The following is a 23,577-nucleotide window of genomic DNA, read 5'->3' as shown; positions in this document are numbered from 1 at the left end:
TACTAATAAACCAACCAATATGACCGGCAGCTTATTATTTGAGGCAATTGTTTTCCTATTAGGAGCAATCATTTGTGTTTCTATTGCGAAAAAATTAGGACTCAGTTCTGTTATCGGCTATCTAATGGCAGGTGTAATTATAGGACCATATGTATTAGGGTTTATAGGTGAAGAAGGTCAAGATATTCTTCATTTTGCTGAATTCGGAGTTGTGGTTATGCTATTCTTAATCGGACTTGAAATTGAGCCAAAGAATTTCTGGAATATGCGAAAGTCTATTGCTGGTTTAGGCGGGCTACAGGTTGGTGCAACCATGGTACTATCATATCTCTTTTTTATATTATTAGATTTTGATTGGAAAGTAGCTTTGGTTATTTCTATGGCGGTAGCGCTATCATCTACTGCAATTGCCATGCAGACCATAAAAGAGAAAGGATTAATGGATACTACCTTTGGTAATTCTGCCTTTTCTATACTATTATTCCAAGATATTATCGTCATCTTCATGTTGGGTGCCATTCCGTTACTTTCAAATACAAATGTGGCGGCAACTACCGATACCCATGACGCAAGTAGTAATCTTTTAGATGGTTTACCAATGGGCTATCAAACACTCGCAATTATATTATCTGTGGCATTGATTATAGGTGCAGGGCAGTATTTAATAGTACCGATGTTAAGAAAGGTAGCACAGACTGGGGTACGAGAACTATTAATTGCTTCTGCGTTATTAATAGTATTCAGTATTTCTTTTTTAATGGAATATGTAGGACTATCGCCTGCTTTAGGAGCATTCTTAGGTGGAGTAGTGCTATCTAATAGCGAATATAAACATGAGCTAGAAAGTACCTTAGAACCTTTTAAAAACTTGCTATTAGGATTGTTTTTTATTGCCGTTGGAGCATCCATAAACTTTGTGGTTATTGCCAAAATGCCATTGACCATCGGCGGAATATTAATTGCCGTCATTTTAATTAAAGCCTTGGTTCTATTTGTTATTGGTACGGTATTTAAAATGAAACTAGATCAGAAATTATTACTGACCTTCGGCTTGGCACAAATTGGGGAATTTGCTTTCGTACTTCTTTCATTTGCTTTTCAGTTGAATATTCTAGAACAAGAACAAATGGATATTTTACTGGTAATTACAGCATTAACAATGTCCTTAACACCAATTATAAGTATCATAAACGAACGATTGATTCTACCTAAAATTGGAACAAAAGAATCTATTAAAAGACCAATGGATCACATTGCTAAATCGCAAAATGTTATTCTAGTCGGCTTCGGTCATTTTGGTAGTACGGTTGGTCGTTTTCTAAGATCTCATGGTATAGAAGCCACTATTCTAGATCAAGATTCTAACCGTGTTGACTTTCTTCGTAAAATGGGGTTTGAAGTATATTACGGCGACGCCACACGTATAGATCTATTAGAATCTGCAGGTATTGCACAAGCTAAAGTATTAATTTGCGCAATTGACAACCCTAGTGTTACCAAAGAAATTACAAAAATGGTAAAAGAAAAGTACCCGAATGTTGAACTCATGATTCGTGCTCAAAATCGGTATGATGCCTATGAATATTTGAATATGGGCTTCGAAAATATTTATAGAGAATCTCTAGATACATCTTTATCATTGGCCAAAGATGTATTGAGCAAGCTTGGCTTTAGAAAATATACCTTAAACCAACAGGTACAGAATTTTATTAAATATGATGAAACAAGTTTAAGAAGATTGGCCGCTGAACCAAAAGGAGAAGAGAACTATATTTTTAAAGCTCGTAAAGAATTAGAAGAGCAGCAAAGATTGTTAGAAGAAGATTTCAAAAGAGGCATTATTGAATATGGCAATCATTGGGACAGTGAATCTATTAGAAAAGTATTAGAGAATCAGCAAGATGATAATCCGAATTCTAACTAATTTCCATTTTTATATCTAAATAATAAATTTTCTACTTCTATAGAATCCCGAGATTCATAGATAAAATTTACCTACCCGTCGATTTCTAATTTAATTGTAGGATAGTAGATTAAACCATTATTTAATTCATATGTCAAAGTACTGAACGCAAAAAAGTATAACCTTTTAAATTCAAGACAATGATAACAAATACTAAAACATACGCAGTACTAGGTTTATTTCTAATAGCTTTTGCTTTACCTAGCACAGCACAAACACGTAAAAGAACAGCAACAAAAACAACAACTACAAGAACTACAACTGTTACTAAAACACCAGGAAGAGTTTCTAGTAAAAAAGTTCAATATAGAACGCCTACTAAAAAAGTAGTTTCGGTTAGAAATGTACCAAATAGAAGTGTTGTTAAACATAATGGTCAAAATTACTACTACGCTAATAACAGGTATTACACGCAATCTCGAGGTAGATATATTGCAATTGCACCTAAGATTGGGTTTAGAATAAATAACTTACCTCCAAATTATGCAAGAATCAATTACAACAATCATTTATACTTTAATGTTGGTGGTACCTTCTACGTAGAATCAAATGCTGGGTACGAAGTCGTAGATCCTGAAATAGGAACTATTGTTTACGAATTACCAGATGGATATGAAAAAGTAACTATTGACGGCTTAACATATTATGAATATTCTAATATACTTTATGAAAAAGTACAAATAGATGGTTCTAGAGCTTATGAAGTGGTTGGGATCATTGATATGGAGTAACATATAATTTAGTTTTAAAAATGAAAAGGCTTACGAATTACTTCGTAAGCCTTTTTTTTATTTCAATCTATAAAACATGATATTGGTTAGGTTCAAGAAAAACCGAATTACTTACTTTTACATTGGTTCCCGGAATACATTTCTAAATTTATTAAACATTTTAAGATGCCTCCAATTAATCAATTTGTTATAGCTTTTGCACTTCTTTTTTTAGGTACTGTTGGTTTTTCAGATAAAGACGTAGCGCCAATAAAAAATACATTTTACTTTGATATTATACATAAAGACAATGTGATCGGTAGTTTAAAGGCATCAAAGACCATTAAAGATTCTAAAGTTCATTACCAAAGTGTAACTACTATAAACACAAGGATCATCAAAGAAATAGATGTAAATTATTTATATAATGTTACCTATGAAAATGATAAATTAAAAAGGGCAAACGTACTTATAGATGTTAATGATAAACCCTATGCCGATATTCTTACCAATTGGGAAATTGATTATTACCAAATATCTAAGAATGACAAAAATGAATTAGTGGTAGAAGAGGATATCAACTACGCCACCATATTGCTATATTTTGATGAACCTATAAATGTCAAGCGATGTTATTCTGAACAAGACGGAAGTTTTAACACTATCATACCTTTAGGCAATCATTCCTATAAAAAGATAAATTCTAAAAATCATGAGAATATTTACTACTATAAAAATGGCTTTTTAGAAAAGGCTGAAATTAATGGAGGATTAATAAAATTTGACATTATTGCTCAAAAATGATTATTTTAAAAGGTAATAAGAACATAAATTATGATAAATACCGGATTAGTACTATCAGGCGGAGGCATTAGGGGAGTAGCCCATATAGGTGTAATCAAAGCCTTAGAAGAGCATAGTGTTTATGCAACTCATATATCTGGCACAAGTGCAGGTGCTATTGTTGGTGCCTTATATGCCGGCGGAGTAAAATGGGAAGATATTTTAGAGTTCTTTAAAGTAATCCCGATTTTTCATGCCAAGAAATTCGCTCGTAATAAACCCGGATTTTTAGACACCGAGAAGTTTTATGATGAGTTTAAAAAATTCTTTCCTCATGATTCTTTTGAATCATTACCTAAAGAATTATTTATTACGGCTACCGATATTATTAAAGGCGAATTAAAGATTTTTAAAAAAGGAGAATTAATAAAACCTGTGCTTGCTTCTGCAACTTTCCCTGGTGTTTTTTCTCCAATTAATATTGATGGATCATTCTATGTAGATGGTGGTGTGTTAAACAATTTTCCTATTGAACCTTTAAAACCATCATGCGACAAAATAATCGGTAGCTATGTAAATGCTCTAAAGGCTATTAAAATAAAGGACTTAAAACATTCTTATAATGTTTTAGACAGAGCCTATAAAATAAAATCTGCCTCTGAATCGATTGCTAAGTTTCCAGAATGTGAACTAATCATATCACCAGAAGAGCTTTGTGAATATGCTACATTTGATATGAGGTCTATAGATGCCATTTTTGATATTGGCTATAATAGCACTATTGATGCACTAAAGAAACAGGGGTATTCAAAGAAATAATAAAGCTTATTTTATAACTTCACATGACTGGCACGTTCCATGAAATAATCTTCAAAACGTTCTAATTTAGGGTGCATTTTTTCTGAATATATCACATATTGGCATTTCATAATACTCTGTGCAACAGTAATCATTGCTGTGTAGTCTGATTTCTGGATTAAAAAGTCACCATCATCAATACTACATATTTTTAATTGTGAAGTACTTACACCATTTAATAAAAACAATTTGTGTAGGGTAGTAGGGGTCGTAATCAATATATCTATACCTTCAAATATTTCTGATTTTTGAATGTCTATATGTAGCTCTTTATAACTTGCATATACACGTAACGAACAGTATTTGGTATACCTCAAAAATTCATCATAAAGTTCAAGTACTTTTTCTTTATTCTGAACTACTACAACAGCTCTAGGTGCATTACCTTCTGCCTTACATTTTAATTTTTGTAAGGTTGTCAAAATCAAGGTGGTTGTTTTGCCACTGTCCTTTGCTGCCGTACAATATACATTTGCACCGCTTTTTATAATAGGAATACTTTTCTTTTGAAATGCTGTTGGTTCTTCTATAGAAAACTCTTCTAAAGTTTCAAGTATGTATGGATTCAGTTTTTTAAAAGACATAATATGTTTTATAAAATTCTACGTTTATTAAGAATATATAAGTTTGCAAAGATACAGCCTACCAACGGGCTTACCGTATTATAGCGCTCTAATTTCTTATAACAAGAAAGCAATACAATTTCTTATGAATAAAGAATAAGAAAGACACCAAGCATAATACCTGCTAGAGGTACGAGCTTTTTACGTTTGTTGTGTTCTTTGAAGATAAAACCACCAACGACTACAGCAATCAATATTTGGCTTCGCTTAATAGCAGATAACAACATAATCAATGCATCTGGATCTTGTAACGCTTTAAAATAGAAGTAGTCTGCAGTTTGCAATAATATACCCACCATTGGTATGGTCCATCGCCATTTAAAAGAGCCTTTTAAATTCGGGTTTGTGGAACGTGTAATAAGTACTACCATACCAATAATTAACATAGTATAGGTACAGAACCAAAATTGCAGGGTAGGTGGGTTCAACGCTAAACTTTGTATTAAAAACTTGTCGTACAAGCCACTTGAAGCCCCTAAAAAGGTAGCTCCTATGATGGCAAATATCCACTTATTGTTCTTAAAGTTTATGCCTTCTTTTTTTCCGATTTTGGAATATAGAAAAACAGAAAATATAATTAAAAAGAAGCCGATCCACTGCAAAAAATTAGGGCGCTCTTGATATATTAAAATCGCACCGATAAAAGTGAAAAACGGACCAGCAGAACGTATTGGTGTTACAATGGTAATTGGTAAATGCTTTAAAGCTTGATAAGCCAATACCCATGATGATGCCATAATCATAGATTTGATTATGATAAAGCCATGTGTTTTCAATGAAATATCGGATACAAATAATTCTAATGCCTGTAATTCCTCCGGATAATATTTAGAACCAAAAAACAAGGGTAAAAACAATAAAAAACCTGTTATCAAAGTACCTAGTAAAACAGAAAAAGCATCATTGCCTTGTACTGCATGTTTCTTACATAAGTTGTGTAATCCTAAAAAAAGCGCTGCTAAAAGTCCGAGGTACATCCACATAATGCGCGCGAAGATATTGGTTTTTGACTGTTCTTCCTTCCAGAATTCAAAATCAAATTCTATTTGTAATTGGCACAGCCGTAGATAAAAAAAGGACTGTCTAAAATTAGACAGCCCTTTAAAAAAAAATCTATTTAGCTTAGTAAGCCATTTTCACAATCTTCTGCGCATCTTCAGGCATTAAAGATTGACGCTCACCTAATTTCCATCCACGGTTTGTAAAACGTTTTGCAATTTCTTCGGCAGTACCTTCATAATCTTTGGTATAATCTGACAACTTGGTATCGATACCTAATTCATGAAAGAATGCCTCGGTTTTCTCTATTGCAGCATATGCCTTGTCGTCTATACTACCTTCGGTAATATTCCAAACACGTTCACCGTACTGCGATAATTTTTCTTTTTTAGCCTCAAAATTGTACTTATAGTGACTTGGTGCGATTACAGCTAAAGTACGTGCATGATCAATACCGAATAATGCCGTTAACTCATGACCCATCATATGTACTGCCCAGTCGCCCGGAACTCCTTTTTGAATTAATCCGTTCAACGCCATAGTACAACTCCACATAAAATCTGCAGCTGGCTTATAGTCCGTTGGATCTTTTAATACTTTAGGTGCCACTTCAATTAGCGTTTGCAAAATACTTTCCGCAAACCTGTCTTGTAACAATGCATCAATTGGGTAAGTCATGTACTGTTCTAATACATGTGTAAAAGCATCTGTAATTCCGTTTGCCAATTGACGCTCAGGAATTGATTTTATTACTTGAGGGTCTAATATTGAAAACTCAGGAAATAATCCTGGTCCGCCCATAGCTAGTTTTTCCTTAGTCTCTGCTCTAGTGATAACCGAACCAGAATTCATTTCTGATCCTGTTGCCGGTAAAGTTAAAACGGTACCAAATGGCATACCTTTTTTGGTTCTAATGTTTTTCGTTAAAATATCCCATGGGGTATCTCCATCATATACTGCTGCTGCAGATAAAAATTTAGTTCCGTCAATTACAGAACCACCACCAACTGCTAATAAATAAGTGATTTTTTCATCTTTAATAAGCTGTAAAGCTTTCAACAAAATTGCATACTCAGGGTTGGCAGGTATACCACCAAATTCAACTACCTCAATGCCTGACAATGAAGTCATTACTTGATCGTAGATTCCGTTTTTCTTAATACTACCACCACCGTAGAGCATAAGTACTTTAGCATCTTCAGATATTTCTTGATTTAATTTATCTATCGTATCCTTACCAAAAATAATTTTAGTCGGATTTTTAAATTCAAAATCATTCATTTTCTTTTTATTTTTTATTGTTCACTTGCATTAATGACCGCTTATTCAATAACAGTTACCAAATCTTCCATTGGTTTTCTAACCTTTACTAAATTCACCAACCAATCTTCACTTTCATTTCTATACCCCAATGGTAATAGCACTGCACTGCGCAATCCTTTTTCGCGTAAGCCTAAAATTTTGTCTACAGCAGCTGGATCAAAACCTTCTATAGGTGTAGCATCTACTTCTTCAAATGCCGCAGCAACGATCGATTGAGAAAATGCGATATAAGCTTGCTTTGCAGCATGATTAAAGTTTTCTTCAGGATCTTTCTGAGGATACATATCTAACAACATTTTTCGGTAATTTTCCCATCCTTCGTTTTTAAAACCACGAATTTCATTGGTTAAATCGAACATATAGTTGATTCTATCTTCGGTATAATTATCCCAAGCTGCAAAAACCAGTAGATGAGAACAATCTGTAATCATAGACTGGTTCCAAGCTACAGGTCTAATCTGTTCTTTGATATCTTGATTTTTAACCACTATAATTTCAAACGGTTGTAACCCACTAGAAGTAGGAGCAAGGCGAGCTGCCTCTAAAATACGTTCTACTTTTTCTTCAGCTACCTTTTCTCCGTTCATTGCCTTAGCGGCATATCTCCAATTTAATTTATCTAATAATTCCATTTTAATCTTTTTATTTTAAGTTACGTTTTGCTAATTGTTCTATATCGTTTGATGTTATGATAACATCGGTATTACTCGTTGTATTTGCTAAATTCAACATTGCCTGAGCAATGCTTTCTGCATTGATAATTTTATACTTTTTCAGTGTACCAATAAATAGCGGCTGAATAACTTTGAATAGTACCAGGCCTATTTTTTCTAAAACCCTTTGTTCTTCTCTATCACCTCCAATTAATGAGGGTCTTAGTATTGAAGTATTTGGAATGCCTTGGTTGACAACATCTTGCTCCATTTCTCCCTTAGTTCTGTTATAGAACACACTACTTTTTTTATTGGCTCCCATTGCAGACACTACTAAATAAGTTGGGATACCGTTTTCTTTAGCTAATGTCGCTGCAGCTACAGGTATACCATAATCAATGTTTTTATACATTGTTTTATCTGGCGTCTTTTTGGCTGTGGTGCCTATACAACAATACACTTCATCTGCCGTAAATTCATTTTTGAATTTTTCTAACTCCAAAAGATTACCAATGTACTGTTGCACTTTGATTGGTAGCCCTTCTATTCTCGATCTAGAAAATAATTTAATCGTTTCGTACCTGTCATCGATAAGTAGTTTTTCTAATAATAACCCACCTGTTAAACCCGATGCCCCTAATATAATTGCCGTCTTTTTCATCTTATTCACATACCTTAATACTGCTCCAAGCTGCTTGATATGCTTGTTCTAATTCTTCTTTATCCATTTTTACCGAACCGCGAATTTGCGTAATCATTAGAAAAGAAAGCGGGTTAATTGAATAAGCATACAGCATATAATCTGATAAAGGCTTTATAATGCCTTCTTTTTTACCACGCGCCCACAAATCGAGCAAAGGCTGTAAATGCTTAATACCCTCTTGTCTGCTTTCTTCATCTATCATCGGTGTATTATCGCATTGTGCAAGAAACATTGCATTAGCACTTTCTTTAAGTTTAAACTCCGCAATACGTTTCCAAATTACTTCAAAACCTTCTTCAACAGACATAGTCTCATTATAAGTAGCAAATGCATAGGCTGTGTAGCTAGTCTTAACTTCGATATAGGTCTTGTTCACTAGATCTTGCTTATTTTCAAAATAGAGATATATAGTCGCCGGAGAGACACATGCCATTTTTGCAATCTTGCTCATGGGTGTCGCATGAAAACCGTCATTGTTTACCAATTCTATAGTGGCATTTATCAATGCGTTTCGTTTGTCTATACTTTTTTGAAGTGCTGCCATTTTTATTATTTCAGAGTACAAAGATATAGAAAATGAACGTTCATTCTTTTTTATTAACAGAACTTTAATTTGTAAGGCAGAAATAGTAATTAAAAAAACATAATATCCTTATAAAAACTAAGCACATTCTGCAAACATGGTATTTCTTATTTCTATAACTTTAAGAAGTAGTATATAGGTAGTTCCCCGTCCTTTTCAATTTTATATTGAATCTCTTAACTTGTTATTCTAAATAACTATACTAAATGTATAAAATTCTATCGTTAGATGGCGGCGGAAGCTGGGCTATTATTCAACTACTTACCCTAAAAGATAGATATGGTAATATTGAAGGTCGCGAAATATTAAAAAAGTTTGACCTCGTTATAGCCAATTCGGGCGGAAGTATTGTGTTAGCGGCTCTTGCAGAAAACTATACTCTAGATAAGGCAATCTCCCTTTTTAAAGAAAAGCAAAATAGAGAGCAAATTTTTCATAAGAACTCTTTCAAAGATCGTTATTTTCCTGTGGATTATTTGGGACTTTTTAATGCAGGATTTGGACCAAAATATAGTGCTACCAAAAAAAAGGAAGCTTTTGAAAATCTGTTTCCAGAGATTGATAAAATTCAGATGGATGAGCTGCCAAATCTTATTGGCAAAGCATCACTGAAAATAGTGGTTGCTACGTATGATGCATTAAATAACAGAGCTAAATTCTTTAAATCGTTTTCAACAAATCCTGAAGGATATGATTCTGTTAGATTAACTCAAGCTATAAACGGCTCATCTAATGCTCCTGTTCAATATTTCGATTTTCCGGCACGTTTTAAAGCTAAGCAAAGTGAAATATATTATGAGTTATGGGATGGTGCCCTAGGCGGATTCAATAACCCTATTTTAGCCGGAATCATAGAAGCCCATAAACTAGGTGTAGACTTAAAAACGGTTCAGATTATATCTCTAGGCACCAGTAATTCATTAATGTCGTCTGAAGCGAAACAAAATTTTTGGGATTGGAAACAGATTGCACTAATTTTTAGAAGAAAGAAATTTGCTTTCTCTAAATGGAAACCGCAATTCAACTTCTTTAAAGAAACGGTATTACACCAAGCAAAAACTATTTTATACCAACCACCAGATACGGCCAACTATATTGCTATGATGTTTTTACAGGTAGCTACGAACAAATTACTTAACGAGCAAATTATACGCTTATCGCCCTTAATTCATTATGATAAACAAACTGAAACATCAATAATTCCTTTAGTTCAAGATTTATATAAATTAGATATGGACCTAACCAAAGATGAGGAAATTGAAACGTTGATTAATTGTTTTAATGCTTGGAAAAGCGGACAATTATATAATCAACCAATAGAATTTAAAGTGGAACGTAATAACAATTTATCTTTTATTAAAGGTGATAAATGGTATCAAGAGGGGATGGATAGGTGGAGGAGTTGGGAAGCTACTTAATAATCTCCCTATTAAAAATCCCCTACCTAGAACTAAAACTCTTTATAAAATAGTCAGCTTAGTTATTGTAGTAAAGTTTATCAATGCTTTTGCCTATTTTTGAGAAACTAGATAACTCAACACCATGACACTAAAACAGCAACTTTACATCATAACTTTTTTATTTGCATTACCACTTATTGCTCAAGAAATTAGCCCTTCTGAAGTATTTTGGAACACTTTAAAATCTCATTGCGGTAAAGCATATGAAGGTAGTTTAGCTTTACCTGAAGAAGATGAAAATTTTGGTGGTAAAAAACTTGTTATGCATGTTAGATCTTGTAGTGATAACGAAATTAAAATTCCGTTTTATGTAGGAGACGATAAATCTAGAACATGGGTTATAACTAAAGATAATGACATTCTTACTTTAAAGCATGACCATAGACATGAAGATGGTACCGAAGATGATGTCAATTTTTACGGTGGTACAGCCAGTAATGCGGGTAAAGAAGATATTCAGTTTTTTCCAGCAAATGTCGCAACTCAAAAAATGATACCTGGTGCTGCTACCAATGTTTGGTGGATCACATTAAACGATACTACCTTTACTTATAATTTAAGAAGACTTGGCATTGACCGAGTCTTTAAAGTAGTAATGGACATCACTAACCCAATTGAAGAACCAGAAGCTCCGTGGGGTTGGATTGATTAAATATTTGATTTGAAACCTAATATTTAAAAGGTTATATAAATCAAAATTAATGTGTTTTCTACTTCAGATAATTTATATCATTAATAGATAGATTGATGTGACTGCAAACTATATTGCTATGATGTTTTTGCAAGTAGCTTCTAGGATATTACTTATCTAGCAAATTATAATCTTAACGACTTTTATTCATATTGATGAACAAACTGAAACATCAACCATTCCATTGGTTCATCTGTTTGTATAAGTTAGCAATGGACTTCATTAAAAATGAAGGAATTTAATCATTGATTAAATATTTCGATGTCTGGAAAACCGGACATTTATATAATTAGCCTGTAGAGCTCAAGTAGTGCGCTTTAATGATTTATCTCTAATTAAAGGGGATATATGGTACAAAGAAGTAGTGGATAGGTGGAGAAGCTGGCAGAAAAATAAAGTCAGTTTATTATATTCTACCAATTGTTATTATGCTTTTTTTATGTTAAATTTAACAAAACATAAACATTATCTTTAAACTATAACATAAATATTTAACATTAAACACTATATTGATATGAAGAACACGATTAAAAAAACGGGCAAAATTTTAGCCTTAGGTTGTACATTTGGCGCAATGCTATTTACTTCTTGCACCGAGGATAAATTGGCATCTGATGTAGAAGAAACACAAGAAGTGAAATCTTTAGAAATCAAATTAAAAGCGCCCACTAATACACCTATTATTATAGATGATCTTGGAGTTACAGATTTGCAAACGGCAAAATCAAGTAATGCTACCAAAGGTCGTTACAACATTACATTGAAGTATTTATTACCTCCTACGGAAAGGCAAGTGGAAGTATTTGAAGCTGCAGCCGCTCGCTGGGAAAGAATTATTATTAAGGATGTGCCAGATGTTGCTGGTCCAATACCTTCAGCTTTTGCAGGTTTCCCAGATATTGATGCTATCGATGATTTGGTTATTGAAGTAGCGTTAGCTCCTATTGATGGACCAGGAGGCATTCTTGGTCAGGCAGGTCCACAATTCGTAAGAACAGATGACTTTCTATCTTTGACAGGAGTTATGTTCTTTGATGTTGAAGATTTAGACTTCCTTGAAGAGATTGATTTGTTCGAAGAAGTTATCGTTCATGAGATGGGTCATGTATTAGGTATAGGTACGCTTTGGAATACAGCTCCTTTCGGATTTGATAGAACGCTAAGAGCTGGTCCTGATAGCAACCCTTACTTTACAGGTAAAAAAGCAAACGTATTTTGGAATGCCGAAGGTGGAACGGATGAATTACCTATTGAGAATATGGGTGGCCCTGGTACTGCTTTGGGTCATTGGAGAGAAGCTACTCTAAATAATGAACTAATGACAGGATTCTTAAATCTTGGAGAAAATCCTTTAAGTAGAATTACAGCGGGGTCAATGAGAGACCTTGGTTACGGTTCTGCTTCTGTTGGCGAGTCTTATGACTTACCACGTGGTACAGCAGGTGTTGACCTTAGTGATTTAGGTGATGAAGGTACTGCTGAAAATCCAGGTTTAAATATTGCTAAAATGGAAGAATTAGTTCCTTTAAGAGGTTTTGTAAACGTTAAAAAATAATGCTTAACTAATATTAGTTTTTACTCAGTAGCATTACTTATATAAAGCTTGTATCATTAATTATGATGCAAGCTTTTTATTATTATATCCTGATTAAAACCCATTACTCTTAAAAAATCTTAATTACTTTAATTATAACCTTTTGTCGTTAATACCCTTACCCAGTAAAACTGTACCTATCTTTGCATAAAATTATTTTATGTCAAGCCAATTTTCGGATTTAGGAATCAATATTGAAATTCAACAGAGTTTAAAGGAATTACAAATTTCTGTACCTACAGATATACAGAAAAAATGTATTCCTGTTGTCCTAAATAAAAAAGATGACCTTGTTGCATTAGCAAAAACAGGAACTGGAAAAACAGCTGCGTTTGGCTTACCATTACTTCAATTAATCAATACAGAAAATACAGCAGTACAAGCTGTTATTTTAGCGCCAACAAGAGAATTGGCACAACAAATACACGCCAACCTAATTTCATATGCCAAACATAGTCCGGCGATATCTATTGCTTCAGTATGCGGTGGTATACCTATAAAACCTCAAATAGAACGCTTAAAAGAGGATACTCATATTGTAGTAGCTACGCCTGGTCGTTTAGTTGATTTGGTAAAACGCGAGGCTATAGACATTAAAAAATTAAAGTACTTAATTTTAGACGAAGCCGATGAAATGGTAACTGCCCTGAAAGAAGATTTAGATACTATAATTGAAGGCATTCCAAAATCTCGCCGTACTTTATTATTCACTGCTACCATGTCTGGCGCAATTAAACAGTTGGTTCAAAATTACATGTCTAAACATGTAGTTCATGTTGAGGCAGATATGTCTACACTTGGTCATCAAGGTATTGATCATAAATATGTGGTAGTTGAGCCTATTGAAAAATTAGATGTGCTTATGCACTTTTTAAATACAAAAGAAAGGCAACGTGGCATCATTTTCTGTAAAACAAAAGCGGCAGTAAACAAGTTGGCTAAAAAATTAGCTATAAATAAATTTTCATCAGGTGCTTTGCACGGTAGTTTATCTCAAGGAATTCGTGATCGTATAATGGGTCAGTTTAGAGATGGGCATATAGATATATTGGTCGCTACCGATTTAGCTGCGCGCGGTATCGATGTAAAAGAACTTGGGTACGTAGTTAACTATCATTTACCTGATACATACGATGCCTATGTTCATCGAAGTGGTAGAACAGCTAGAGCAGGGGCGAAGGGACTTTCATTAACCATTCTACAAAAAGAAGAAGTTGCAGAAGTATTTAATTTTGAAAAAGAATTAGGTATTTCTTTTTCAAAATACCAAAAGGCAGATGCACAGAGTATAGAAGAGAACAACACATTGCTTTGGGCTAAAAAAATCTTTAAAACCAAGCCTAATCGCGAAGTATCTGAAGAATTCAAAACTAAGGTAAGAACCATTTTTCATCACTTGACTAAAGAAGAATTAGTGGAGAAAATATTAGCGAATTACCTAGCTCAAAATGCAACCACAAATTCAAAATCTGAGGATTCTAAACAATAACGATTTATTAGTTATGGAGAACCTGATAGTGCTGCACTCTATTTAACCTGGTATGTTTATTTTGGTGGTCAACCTTTAGATGCTTGGTTAAATAATAGGTTTTGAAGATGAATAGAGGTATTTAAATAGCTTAGATAGCGGCTAAACTACGTGTAAATATCGGTTTATAGATACTTTTTTAGTAATACGAATTTGGTGGTTTTTTTATCTAATTTTCTTAATAGAAGTCTGTGAAAACTATACTACGGATAGCTTTTCGAAAATCAGAAAATATCAAAAAATTTTTTAATATTATTTCTTTTGAATTAGTATATCCAACACCTTAGTTAATTTATCTTTATTGAGAGGTTTTGACAAATAATCTATAACATGTTGGTCATTACTAGCTGCTTCCATATCTTCATTACTTATAGAGGAGCTTAACATTACGATAGCACAATTTGCTTTTTTATCGACTGTAAATTTTGAAAATTCAAGTAAAAATCCAAACCCATCCATAATGGGCATTTTAATGTCTAAAAATATAAGTTCAGGAAAATTATCGGCTTTAGTTTTCAAATATTCCAAAGCTTCTATTGCTGAAGACTTTACAGTGATGGTCTCTGCAATATTTTCTTTTTCAGTAACAATTTTAGAAACGTAATTATCTATAGAATTATCATCGACTAGCATTATCTCCTTTAACTTCATAGCAAATTTTTTATTATAAGGAATTAGGTAATATGATACTGAATTTAGTTCCTTTTTCAAATTCAGATATTATATGTATAGAGCCTTTTAGTTTCTCTATTGTTTCTTTTACGATATATAGTCCCATTCCTGAGCCTGTAGATAACGTAGTAGCTCTATGAAACATATCGAATACTTTATCAATGTACTCTTCTTTGATACCTATACCGTTATCTTCAATATCAATTATAACATTTTTATCATCGACTGTAATGAAGACATTTAGAAAATGATTTTTTTTGTTCTTGTCATGATATTTAAAGGCATTTGATATTAGGTTATTTAATATTATTGATATGCGTTTTGGGTCAGAAAGAAAATCTACAGTTTGCTTTATATCCAAAGTAAGCTTTGGTTTGTAATCGAGGTCCATGTATTTTAAATCTTCATAACTAGATTTTATAAGCGATTCAAAATTAATTTTCTCATGTGCTAACTCTGTTCTTGTATTTAATGAATAATCTAAAATGTCAGCTATGAACTTATCCATTTTATCTATGGTTTGGGTCATTAAGTTAATAGGTTCTTTATCAACTTTTCCAGAAGTATCTATTTGCATTTCAAGAACTTGGATTAAGCCTTGTAATGAAGTTAATGGAGATCTTAAATCATGAGACGCACTATACACAAAACGATCTAATTCAGTATTAATTTTAAGTAACTCTTCGTTGCTTTGAGTTAATTCATCACTTATCAATTTATCTTTAGTAATATCTTGTATAGTGCCTTTTAATATTACATTACTATTTTCATCTTTTACTATTTCACCAACCTCCTGAATATATTTTTGGCTAATTTCATTTGAATTTATAAAGTACCCAATAGTATATCCGGTTTCATTTTTAATTGCATTCGATACCAATTCATCAATAGCATTTTCATTTTCGAGAATACATTTTGATTTATACCTTTTATATAAATTTTGAGGTGAATTTTTGTCCAATTCAAAAATTTGATAAATTTCATCTGAGAAAAAGATTTCCTTGGTTATAGGGTTATATTCCCAATTACCAAGTTTAGCCATTCTTTGGGCTTCCTTTAATTTCAAATTTGTACGTTCTAACTTCTCTTCAGTAATTTTAAGTTGGGTTATGTTGTTATGTGATATAACCAATTTATCCAATTCAGTACCAAAGGGCTCTACATGCATTGTAAACCAACGCTTTTCATCTTTATAATGACATGGATATTCTATTTCAAAATGTCGTGTCTTTTGGTTGAGAACAGACATTAATCCATCCAATATATTTTGCGACAATTCATCTCCTTCAGATATCCCATGCTTACATACTTCTATGTAATTGCTTCCTACTAAGGTACTTTCATAATTGTGTCCGCCATTGTTTACAGAATAATCATTCCAAGCTTTATTCACGGCCAAAACCTCGCCAGTTTTATCGATTACAGCAATATGAGCCGTTAACGATGATAGAATACCTTTATTAAAAGCTTCACTTTCAACTAAGGCTTTTTCTATTACTTTTTTCTCTGTAATATCTGTAAAATAAATAGTCAACCCATCTGGGGTAGGGTATATTCTATTTTCAAACCATTTACCATAAGAAGAAAAGTATTCTACTGAAATATGTGCTTTTTGAGATTTAAAGGCGTTTAAACAGGCATTATAAAAAGGAAGGCTGACTACCTCTGGAAATTCGCTCCATATATGTTTGCCCATCAAACTTTCAGGGGTTCTACCCACAAATTTCCCTGCTTGTTTATTGACGTAGGTATAACACCAATTAGTATCTAAAGTTGTGATGCCATCAGAGATACTGGTTAAGGTTTTCTCATACTGAGCACTAATCTTCTTCTCACTAATTTTCTTTTCAACTTTAAGATCAAGGTATTTTTTTTTATAATTTAAAATTGAAAGGACTTCGCGGTTTTGATTGGCTATAAATGAAGTGGTTTCGAAAACTTTATCTATGTACTTTAAATAAAGAAACAGTATTAACGAAAAGATTACTGCAGATAATGTTTTTGCAATAAAATTACCTATTAGAGCAACTGTGTATTTCGAAGTACCAAAGAAAAGTACTGTATGGAATGCAAACGCATCAAAAATGAGTACGGACCAAAGTGATAAAAGAAGTATTAAAAAGTAATGTTTTTTATCAATCTTAGAAATCAAAAATTGATAAATACTAGTTAATAAGATAAAGTCAAAAAATAACAGAAATGTTCCAATGAAAAATACTTTAAAATTTAAATTGGGAAATAAAGTGAAATTTACATCGCCAGTTCTATTAGTATTTCTTATAAAATAATCTTGAATAGCTGCGATTTCAAATAAACCAATAATGAAAGCACTTGAAATAAGAATTGCAATAATTAATATTCTAGCACTTTCGACACCCTCTTTTATATAAATTAATAAAACAGCAAATAACATAGCACTAAACAATACAATAGATTGTGGAAATACTGGAAATTCTCCCAAAATCATATATGGTTCTATGTAATCAATATTAATTTGAAAATATTGTATGCCACCTAGTAAAATATATAGTGGAGCTAAACCTAATCTATTTCTTAAATTGAATAAAAGAAGAATACATGTAGACACTATCAACAATAGTATTAGAGTAGAAAGGACAACATACATAATAACTATTTTAACATGAATTTAAGAAATATTTTAACCAATTGAAAATTGTTTTAAGGTGAAAAACAACTAAATAATGTTACTTAAACGCTAAATATTACCTAATTAGTATTGTAAGAAAAATATTACTATAATTAATATTGAATTACCGTAAATACAGCAAATGCTATTTCTTGGATTTAAAGCACGTTCAGTTTTTTAATATATAATAGCAAAAAAGAAAGGACTAGATAATAGAATATTCAATAGTTCATAATTCTGTTCAAGAATAATTTAAAAAACAGTAAAAAATACTATTTCGTTATGCTTTAAAATTATTTAGCAGCAGCCAAGCAATATAGAAGAAAAATTTTCGCTCATATATTATTAGAATACTAAATATCAATAAATTGAATCACCATTTAATTTTTTATCAAATAGAAAAGCCGACTTTATAAGTCGGCTTTTCTATTTGATATATGTAAAGTAACGGGGCTACAAATATGCTTTCAACATTTCGTTTTGAGACTTGTTACGCAATTTACGTACTGCCTTTTCTCTAAGTTGTCTAACACGCTCTCTTGTTAAGTCAAAAAGTTCTCCAATTTCACTTAAACTTTTTGGGTGACTCTCACCAATACCATAATAGAGCTTAATTATTTCACTTTCTCTGCTTGGTAATGTATTTAACGCTTGATTAAGATCAGTTTTAAGTGAATCCATCATCATACCTGCATCTGGTCTGTTTGCATCTTTAGAGCTAACCACATCATATAAATTAGATGATTCTCCTTCTTGAAAAGGGGCATCCATAGACAAGTGTCTCCCTGAATTTTTTAAAGCAAGTTTTACTTGCGTGCTACTCATATCAAGTTCTCTCGCTATTTCCGTAGTACTTGGTGGTCTTTGTAAAGATTGCTCTAGTGTAGAGTATACTTTATTTATCTTACTGATTTCACCAATTTTATTCAGTGGAATACGTACCATCCGTGACTGTTCTGAAATCGATGATAGTATTGATTGTCTGATCCACCATACGGCATATGATATAAACTTAAAACCTCTGGTTTCATCAAAACGTTTTGCAGCCTTCACTAAACCAATATTTCCTTCGTTGATTAAATCTGAAAGTCGTAATCCGCTACCTTGATATTGTTTAGCCGTAGAAACTACAAATCGCAGATTGGCGTTTACTAATGTATTTAGGGCATTTTGATCTCCTTCGCGTATTCTTCTAGTTAGTTCCACTTCTTCATCTGCGGTAATCAAATCAATTTTTGATATTTCTTGAAAGTACTTTTCTAATGATTTAGTGTCTCTGTTTGTAATTTGCTTAGTGATCTTCAGTTGCCTCATATATTGTCTTTGTTTTTATCGTTGTTATAATTTAAGCTATTTTTTAATAATATCCTAATGAATTCAAGTATTTGTTGTTATTATTTTAATTATTTTTTAAAATCGTCTAATTAAATCTAATATTTATCCTGAAATAGATAAGATTTTATCAAATTGATAATAGATAGGCAACAACGTATTATTGTATTTAGATATCCAGAAAATTTAAAGGTATAGATGAAACTATGATTGTGTACTTTAAAAATAATTCACTTTCATAAATTTAAAGCAATATGTAATATTTGTTATGTGTCGTGTATAGAATTAAACTCTAAATACTAAAAAGTAAATAACAATTGAGTGACACTAATCAGCCATCAAAAGTTCAGGTAAAAACAAGGTTATTTGTGGAAATAAAGTAACTAAAATAAGTACTAAGAAACTAATACCCAAATAAGGTAAATTGGCGATGCTTACTTTCTCTAAAGGTACTTTCCCTATACCAGATGCTACAAATAAACAAACCCCTAGAGGAGGTGTCGTTAAACCAATAATTAAATTCAATAGTGCAATAATTGCAAAGTGAATTGGATCTACATCAACACTTATAGCAATTTTTAATAAAATTGGGAATAGAATAAGTAATGCCGCTATCGTCTCCATAAAGGTACCTACAAGAATCAAGAGAATATTTATAAGTAGAAGAACTACATATTTATTATCCGAAAAACCCAAAATCATATTAGATATTTCATGAGGTACTTTTTCTGAAACCAATATATAACCAAACAAGTTAGCAAAACCGATAAGGACCATTAAACTCGCAGACGTTTTCATGGCATCAATAATAATTGCCATAGTTCTTTTAAAATTCAATTTCTTGTACACAAATGCGCCCACTACAAAGGCATAAAGTACTGCTATAATTGAGGCTTCAGTCGGCGTAAATACACCTCCTATTATTCCGAAAAGAATAATAAAAGTCATTAATAATGACCAAAAGGTATCTATGAATCCTCTAAAAATTTCTTTCAAAGAACTACGCTCGTGCTTGGGATAATTTCTTTTTTTAGCAATGTAATACGTAAGAATTAACATTGCCACACCCAATAATAAACCAGGTAATGCACCGGCTAAAAACAATTTACCAACGGACAGACCACTTAAGGTTGCAGCTATAATCATTGGTACACTTGGTGGTATAATTGGACCAACGGTAGAGGAAGATGCGGTAACCGCGCAAGCAAAGTCTGCATCATAACCCTCTTTTTTCATAGCGGGTATCATTACCGAACCTATACTTGCAGTATCTGAAATAGCTGTGCCAGAAATACCCGCAAATAGCATAGAAGACCCAATATTTGCCAATGCAAGCCCACCAGGAACATGACCTATTAAATGATTACAGAATCTAATGATTTTTGCGGTTAACCCACCTTGGTTCATTAAATTACCTGCTATAATAAACCCTGGTATACTTAACAAAACAAAAACATCTATACCAGAATACATTTTCATGGGCATTACAATCAAATCTGTCCCATTAAATATCAAAAATACCATACATGATATACCAAGTGAAAATGCTATTGGAAATCGTAATAGGAGGCATACAACAAAAACCACAAAAAGAATTGTAATCATAAGTTCGATATTAATTTTTTGGTTTTTGATCTAATAGATGTACTAAAATGGAAAGTCCCATGATCGCTATTCCTGAAAATGATATGGCCATTTTAAATTTTAAACTTGGCGATTTTTCTATTAATCCCAACATTAAAAAATCTATAGCGTAATAGGTAAAAAGAATAATGAATATAACAGTTACACCCCAAACAAAATAAGTAAGCCGTTTTTGTAAACGAGGTTTTAGTTTTTGAGCCAAGAAACCAAAATCGACGTAATAAGAACCCCTAACCGCTAAACCGGACGCAAAAGCAATCGCATAAATAAAAGCTACCCTTGCTGCTTCTTCTGACCAAGAAGGTGCCTTGACCATAAAAAACCGACCATATATTTGAATCAATGTAATCCCTATAAATAATAAAGTACTGGTAATTGTACCCCATATCATCAATTTTCTAAAAGTTTTAATTAGTGATTTCAAGGTAAATCTTCTTTAACTGAATTATATATTATCTGCATTTCTGGTGAAAGAATATCATACATGGTGGTACCACATTTTTGTACAAATGCCTCGTTGTCAACATCAACAAAAATCATACCTTTAGCTTCTAATTCTTTCCGTATTTTCTTTTCATTTTCTAGAAATAAGGTTTGATGATAATCAATCATCTCTTTTGATGTTTTTAAAAAAATATTTTGTAAATCTTTCGGAAGCTTATTAAATGATTTCTCTCCAATAACTGGGTAGGTCCAGCTTACTACATGGTTCGTAAGGTTCACGTATTTTTGAACTTCATAAAATCCTGATACTTTAATTAGTGCTAATGGATTTTCTTGTGCATCTATAGTTCCTTGTTGTAATGAAGTAAATACTTCTGAAAATGCCATCGGAGTTGTTTTTGCCCCCAAGGCATCCCATGCGGTTACAAAAGATGGCACATTGGGCACTCTCAAAATTAATCCCTGTAAATCATCTGGATGTTTTATTGGTCTATTAGAAGTAAGTTGGCGAACACCTGCTTGAAAATATCCAAGTGGTATTAAGCCTGTAATTTCTTGCATTTCTTGAGAAATACGTTTACCTAAAGGTCCATTCATTAATATTTCAACGTCATCTGGACTCTTTAATAAAAAAGGCAACTCGCAAAATGTCATAATTTCTGTCCAGTTACTAAGTAATGAACTGGTAGTGGTCATATCCAGAACGCCCGTCTGAATCATTCGTATAGCTTCTACCTCTTTAGCCAACTGTTCAGAGGGGAAAGTTTCTAATTGTAAACGACCATTAGATTCAGCTTTTAAGCGTTCTCCAAAAAATATAAATGCTTTATGCCAAGAATGATCTTCGCTTACTAAAAGACTTGCTTTTAAAACAAAGTTGTTTTGATTTGTTGTCCTGCAACCTAATAAATTTATTAGAAGACAGTAAAAAAAAATAATCCGAAACTTTTTAAAAACCATAAAACCGGTTGAATTATTTAATTATTTAGTAGTCAATATACAAAGATTAAAGCTATAATAGAGCCCTCCTTTTTAAATACACTTCTAATAATCAAATTGTTAAATAACTAATTCTATAGAATTAAGTATACTTTGAAATAATTCTTGCCTAAACCGTAATTGTTTTGATGATTTATTGTAAAAAGAGTATTTCTTAATACCTATTTACCCTTTAAATTTTAGGCTTAGTTATGAAAATATCAACTTTTAAGTGAATTAAGAAGCTATTCGGTAAAAATCAAAATTAAAATTTACTGGCAATCCTTGAAGCATTAAAATATCGATTATTAAGTAAAAGGCAAAACCAAGTATACAAACAACTTTGAAATACGTTAACTATACAAGGTATTATCATGCGAGATAACATGCTCTTTTACTTTATTCTGAAACTCTTGCGGAGTTTGTTCTGCGTGTTGTTTAAAGAAACGACTAAAATAGGAGTGATCTTTAAAATCTAGGTTATACGCAATTTCCTTTATCGTACTCTCACTATGTATAATCTGTCTTTTGGCTTCTAGAATTAATCGATCATGAATTAATTGTACTCCGGTTTTATCTAGCTTTTCTTTCAATATCTGATTCAATCGTTTTGCGCTAATACCCAATTGCTCTGCATAGAACTTGGCATTACGCTCTTCTTTATAATTGTTTTCAAGCAAAAGCATAAACTCATAAACACGCTTTTCATTAATATCTTGAAGTGTAAAATGTTGTTCTTTTAAATGAATCAACTTCAATAAAAAAACTTTTAAAAGTGCTTTCACCATGATTAAGTTTACAGTCTCTTTATTGTAATCATCTTTTAGCAATTGCAGAACGGTAGCCAATCCTTTACTGGTCTCTTCATTTACCTGTAAACAAGAAAACTCTCCTTGAATATTGAAAATTCTAAAAACATCTAACAAAAACTCCTTTAAATCACCTTCCAACAATTCTTGCTTAAAGGAAATGAGCACTCCGTTTTTTCCTGCTTTATTCAATTGATGAACCCTGTGAGGGGGAATCAAATAAATCCAATCCCCTTTTAAAGTTTGAAAATCATGCTGTGGTTCATGAAGCGCATCCTCATTAACCAACCATACAATTTCATAGAAATCTCTTCTGGCAGGGTCATTTAAATAGGCTGGGGGACAGTTGCCTAAATCTTTAATATATAATACTTGATCACTCAGCATAATTCTATCTTTTTAGCACTTCAATAGTCATTTTCAACAAGTAATTATTACATGTTATAATTCAGTCATTTCCAAAATGTACCACAAAAATAGAAAATAATACCATTGATATTTGTGTTATGGGCAGATTGTACCACACATCTATCAAATTGTATAAGTAATAGGATAAGTACGGCTATAACTTTGTACTCGA

21 protein-coding genes are annotated in these 23,577 nt (G+C 32.3%); 8 read left to right on the top strand and 13 right to left on the bottom strand.

From position 1 onward, the window contains the following. Positions 1-19: 19 nt before the first annotated feature. The 4 genes from Q4500_RS13810 to Q4500_RS13795 all read left to right on the top strand — a co-directional run bounded on the left by Q4500_RS13810 (position 20) and on the right by Q4500_RS13795 (position 4,275). A complete protein-coding gene (locus Q4500_RS13810) occupies positions 20-1,924 on the top strand; it encodes a monovalent cation:proton antiporter-2 (CPA2) family protein (RefSeq protein WP_303600229.1) in 1,905 nt (634 codons plus the stop codon). Between the two features lie 179 nt (positions 1,925-2,103). Continuing rightward, positions 2,104-2,694, top strand: coding sequence for a DUF6515 family protein (locus Q4500_RS13805; protein ID WP_303600228.1), 591 nt, complete (start codon positions 2,104-2,106; stop codon positions 2,692-2,694). Positions 2,695-2,859: 165 nt separating this feature from the next. Next, complete coding sequence (locus Q4500_RS13800; RefSeq protein WP_303600227.1) at positions 2,860-3,477, top strand: DUF6134 family protein; 618 nt, start codon at positions 2,860-2,862, stop codon at positions 3,475-3,477. A gap of 30 nt (positions 3,478-3,507) precedes the next feature. Further along, the gene (locus Q4500_RS13795; protein WP_368389763.1) at positions 3,508-4,275 is read left to right on the top strand and encodes a patatin-like phospholipase family protein; all 768 of its coding nucleotides are present in this window, start codon (positions 3,508-3,510) and stop codon (positions 4,273-4,275) included. Between the two features lie 11 nt (positions 4,276-4,286). Here the strand turns inward: Q4500_RS13795 and Q4500_RS13790 are convergent, their stop codons facing one another. From Q4500_RS13790 to Q4500_RS13765, 6 genes are all read right to left on the bottom strand, one after another. Continuing rightward, a complete protein-coding gene (locus Q4500_RS13790) occupies positions 4,287-4,898 on the bottom strand; it encodes a DEAD/DEAH box helicase (RefSeq protein WP_303600226.1) in 612 nt (203 codons plus the stop codon). A 122-nt stretch (positions 4,899-5,020) separates the two neighbouring features. Beyond that, positions 5,021-5,920: an EamA family transporter gene (locus tag Q4500_RS13785; RefSeq protein WP_303600225.1), complete on the bottom strand. Its 900-nt coding sequence runs from the start codon at positions 5,918-5,920 to the stop codon at positions 5,021-5,023. Between the two features lie 139 nt (positions 5,921-6,059). Continuing rightward, positions 6,060-7,217, bottom strand: coding sequence for an iron-containing alcohol dehydrogenase (locus Q4500_RS13780; RefSeq protein ID WP_303600224.1), 1,158 nt, complete (start codon positions 7,215-7,217; stop codon positions 6,060-6,062). 41 nt (positions 7,218-7,258) lie between these two features. Beyond that, positions 7,259-7,891 carry an NAD(P)H-dependent oxidoreductase gene (locus Q4500_RS13775; RefSeq protein WP_303600223.1) on the bottom strand — a complete coding sequence of 211 codons (633 nt, stop codon included), beginning with the start codon at positions 7,889-7,891 and terminating at the stop codon, positions 7,259-7,261. A gap of 10 nt (positions 7,892-7,901) precedes the next feature. Further along, on the bottom strand, positions 7,902-8,573 hold the full coding sequence (locus Q4500_RS13770) for an NAD(P)H-binding protein (protein WP_303600222.1): 672 nt from the start codon (positions 8,571-8,573) through the stop codon (positions 7,902-7,904). A 1-nt stretch (position 8,574) separates the two neighbouring features. Then, positions 8,575-9,159 (bottom strand): TetR/AcrR family transcriptional regulator, encoded by a 585-nt coding sequence (locus Q4500_RS13765; protein WP_303600221.1) that lies wholly within the window; start codon positions 9,157-9,159, stop codon positions 8,575-8,577. 245 nt (positions 9,160-9,404) lie between these two features. On the opposite strand from Q4500_RS13765, the gene Q4500_RS13760 reads away from it, so the two are divergent. The 4 genes from Q4500_RS13760 (at position 9,405) to Q4500_RS13745 (ending at position 14,432) form a co-directional block, all read left to right on the top strand. After that, the gene (locus Q4500_RS13760) at positions 9,405-10,616 is read left to right on the top strand and encodes a patatin-like phospholipase family protein (RefSeq protein ID WP_303600220.1); all 1,212 of its coding nucleotides are present in this window, start codon (positions 9,405-9,407) and stop codon (positions 10,614-10,616) included. A gap of 124 nt (positions 10,617-10,740) precedes the next feature. Then, complete coding sequence (locus tag Q4500_RS13755; RefSeq protein WP_303600219.1) at positions 10,741-11,310, top strand: hypothetical protein; 570 nt, start codon at positions 10,741-10,743, stop codon at positions 11,308-11,310. 553 nt (positions 11,311-11,863) lie between these two features. Next, the gene (locus Q4500_RS13750) at positions 11,864-12,904 is read left to right on the top strand and encodes a leishmanolysin-related zinc metalloendopeptidase (RefSeq protein ID WP_303600218.1); all 1,041 of its coding nucleotides are present in this window, start codon (positions 11,864-11,866) and stop codon (positions 12,902-12,904) included. Positions 12,905-13,103: 199 nt separating this feature from the next. Next, entirely contained in the window at positions 13,104-14,432 is a 1,329-nt protein-coding gene (locus Q4500_RS13745) for a DEAD/DEAH box helicase (RefSeq protein WP_303600217.1), read from the top strand. 291 nt (positions 14,433-14,723) lie between these two features. Here the strand turns inward: Q4500_RS13745 and Q4500_RS13740 are convergent, their stop codons facing one another. The 7 genes from Q4500_RS13740 to Q4500_RS13710 all read right to left on the bottom strand — a co-directional run bounded on the left by Q4500_RS13740 (position 14,724) and on the right by Q4500_RS13710 (position 23,384). Further along, positions 14,724-15,122 carry a response regulator gene (locus tag Q4500_RS13740; RefSeq protein ID WP_303600216.1) on the bottom strand — a complete coding sequence of 133 codons (399 nt, stop codon included), beginning with the start codon at positions 15,120-15,122 and terminating at the stop codon, positions 14,724-14,726. A 13-nt stretch (positions 15,123-15,135) separates the two neighbouring features. Continuing rightward, positions 15,136-17,769, bottom strand: a complete 2,634-nt coding sequence (locus Q4500_RS13735) for a PAS domain-containing sensor histidine kinase (protein ID WP_303600215.1) — start codon at positions 17,767-17,769, stop codon at positions 15,136-15,138. Positions 17,770-18,243: 474 nt separating this feature from the next. Beyond that, positions 18,244-19,104: an RNA polymerase sigma factor RpoD/SigA gene (locus tag Q4500_RS13730; RefSeq protein ID WP_299799672.1), complete on the bottom strand. Its 861-nt coding sequence runs from the start codon at positions 19,102-19,104 to the stop codon at positions 18,244-18,246. Between the two features lie 345 nt (positions 19,105-19,449). Continuing rightward, positions 19,450-20,727 (bottom strand): TRAP transporter large permease, encoded by a 1,278-nt coding sequence (locus Q4500_RS13725; RefSeq protein ID WP_303600214.1) that lies wholly within the window; start codon positions 20,725-20,727, stop codon positions 19,450-19,452. Positions 20,728-20,737: 10 nt separating this feature from the next. Beyond that, positions 20,738-21,190, bottom strand: a complete 453-nt coding sequence (locus Q4500_RS13720; RefSeq protein WP_303600213.1) for a TRAP transporter small permease — start codon at positions 21,188-21,190, stop codon at positions 20,738-20,740. Then, positions 21,187-22,170, bottom strand: a complete 984-nt coding sequence (locus Q4500_RS13715; protein WP_303600212.1) for a TRAP transporter substrate-binding protein — start codon at positions 22,168-22,170, stop codon at positions 21,187-21,189. The genes Q4500_RS13720 and Q4500_RS13715 overlap by 4 nt, the downstream gene beginning before the upstream one ends. A gap of 371 nt (positions 22,171-22,541) precedes the next feature. Continuing rightward, complete coding sequence (locus Q4500_RS13710) at positions 22,542-23,384, bottom strand: helix-turn-helix domain-containing protein (protein ID WP_303600211.1); 843 nt, start codon at positions 23,382-23,384, stop codon at positions 22,542-22,544. Positions 23,385-23,577: the final 193 nt, after the last annotated feature.

This window comes from Maribacter sp. 1_MG-2023 (assembly GCF_030547005.1).
In the GTDB taxonomy this organism is placed as follows: Bacteria; Bacteroidota; Bacteroidia; order Flavobacteriales; family Flavobacteriaceae; genus Maribacter.
The sequence above is the reverse complement of the archived record's forward strand: the minus strand, read 5'-3'. Positions and strand labels throughout refer to the sequence as shown.

What these genes read in the sequence shown, in the direction of transcription:
- Q4500_RS13810 (WP_303600229.1), top strand. Translation starts at nt 20, where the DNA reads ATGACCGGCAGCTTATTATTTGAGGCAATTGTTTTCCTATTAGGAGCA.
- Q4500_RS13805 (WP_303600228.1), top strand. Translation starts at nt 2,104, where the DNA reads ATGATAACAAATACTAAAACATACGCAGTACTAGGTTTATTTCTAATA.
- Q4500_RS13800 (WP_303600227.1), top strand. Translation starts at nt 2,860, where the DNA reads ATGCCTCCAATTAATCAATTTGTTATAGCTTTTGCACTTCTTTTTTTA.
- Q4500_RS13795 (WP_368389763.1), top strand. Translation starts at nt 3,508, where the DNA reads ATGATAAATACCGGATTAGTACTATCAGGCGGAGGCATTAGGGGAGTA.
- Q4500_RS13790 (WP_303600226.1), bottom strand. Translation starts at nt 4,898, where the DNA reads ATGTCTTTTAAAAAACTGAATCCATACATACTTGAAACTTTAGAAGAG.
- Q4500_RS13785 (WP_303600225.1), bottom strand. Translation starts at nt 5,920, where the DNA reads ATGTGGATGTACCTCGGACTTTTAGCAGCGCTTTTTTTAGGATTACAC.
- Q4500_RS13780 (WP_303600224.1), bottom strand. Translation starts at nt 7,217, where the DNA reads ATGAATGATTTTGAATTTAAAAATCCGACTAAAATTATTTTTGGTAAG.
- Q4500_RS13775 (WP_303600223.1), bottom strand. Translation starts at nt 7,891, where the DNA reads ATGGAATTATTAGATAAATTAAATTGGAGATATGCCGCTAAGGCAATG.
- Q4500_RS13770 (WP_303600222.1), bottom strand. Translation starts at nt 8,573, where the DNA reads ATGAAAAAGACGGCAATTATATTAGGGGCATCGGGTTTAACAGGTGGG.
- Q4500_RS13765 (WP_303600221.1), bottom strand. Translation starts at nt 9,159, where the DNA reads ATGGCAGCACTTCAAAAAAGTATAGACAAACGAAACGCATTGATAAAT.
- Q4500_RS13760 (WP_303600220.1), top strand. Translation starts at nt 9,405, where the DNA reads ATGTATAAAATTCTATCGTTAGATGGCGGCGGAAGCTGGGCTATTATT.
- Q4500_RS13755 (WP_303600219.1), top strand. Translation starts at nt 10,741, where the DNA reads ATGACACTAAAACAGCAACTTTACATCATAACTTTTTTATTTGCATTA.
- Q4500_RS13750 (WP_303600218.1), top strand. Translation starts at nt 11,864, where the DNA reads ATGAAGAACACGATTAAAAAAACGGGCAAAATTTTAGCCTTAGGTTGT.
- Q4500_RS13745 (WP_303600217.1), top strand. Translation starts at nt 13,104, where the DNA reads ATGTCAAGCCAATTTTCGGATTTAGGAATCAATATTGAAATTCAACAG.
- Q4500_RS13740 (WP_303600216.1), bottom strand. Translation starts at nt 15,122, where the DNA reads ATGAAGTTAAAGGAGATAATGCTAGTCGATGATAATTCTATAGATAAT.
- Q4500_RS13735 (WP_303600215.1), bottom strand. Translation starts at nt 17,769, where the DNA reads ATGTATGTTGTCCTTTCTACTCTAATACTATTGTTGATAGTGTCTACA.
- Q4500_RS13730 (WP_299799672.1), bottom strand. Translation starts at nt 19,104, where the DNA reads ATGAGGCAACTGAAGATCACTAAGCAAATTACAAACAGAGACACTAAA.
- Q4500_RS13725 (WP_303600214.1), bottom strand. Translation starts at nt 20,727, where the DNA reads ATGATTACAATTCTTTTTGTGGTTTTTGTTGTATGCCTCCTATTACGA.
- Q4500_RS13715 (WP_303600212.1), bottom strand. Translation starts at nt 22,170, where the DNA reads ATGGTTTTTAAAAAGTTTCGGATTATTTTTTTTTACTGTCTTCTAATA.
- Q4500_RS13710 (WP_303600211.1), bottom strand. Translation starts at nt 23,384, where the DNA reads ATGCTGAGTGATCAAGTATTATATATTAAAGATTTAGGCAACTGTCCC.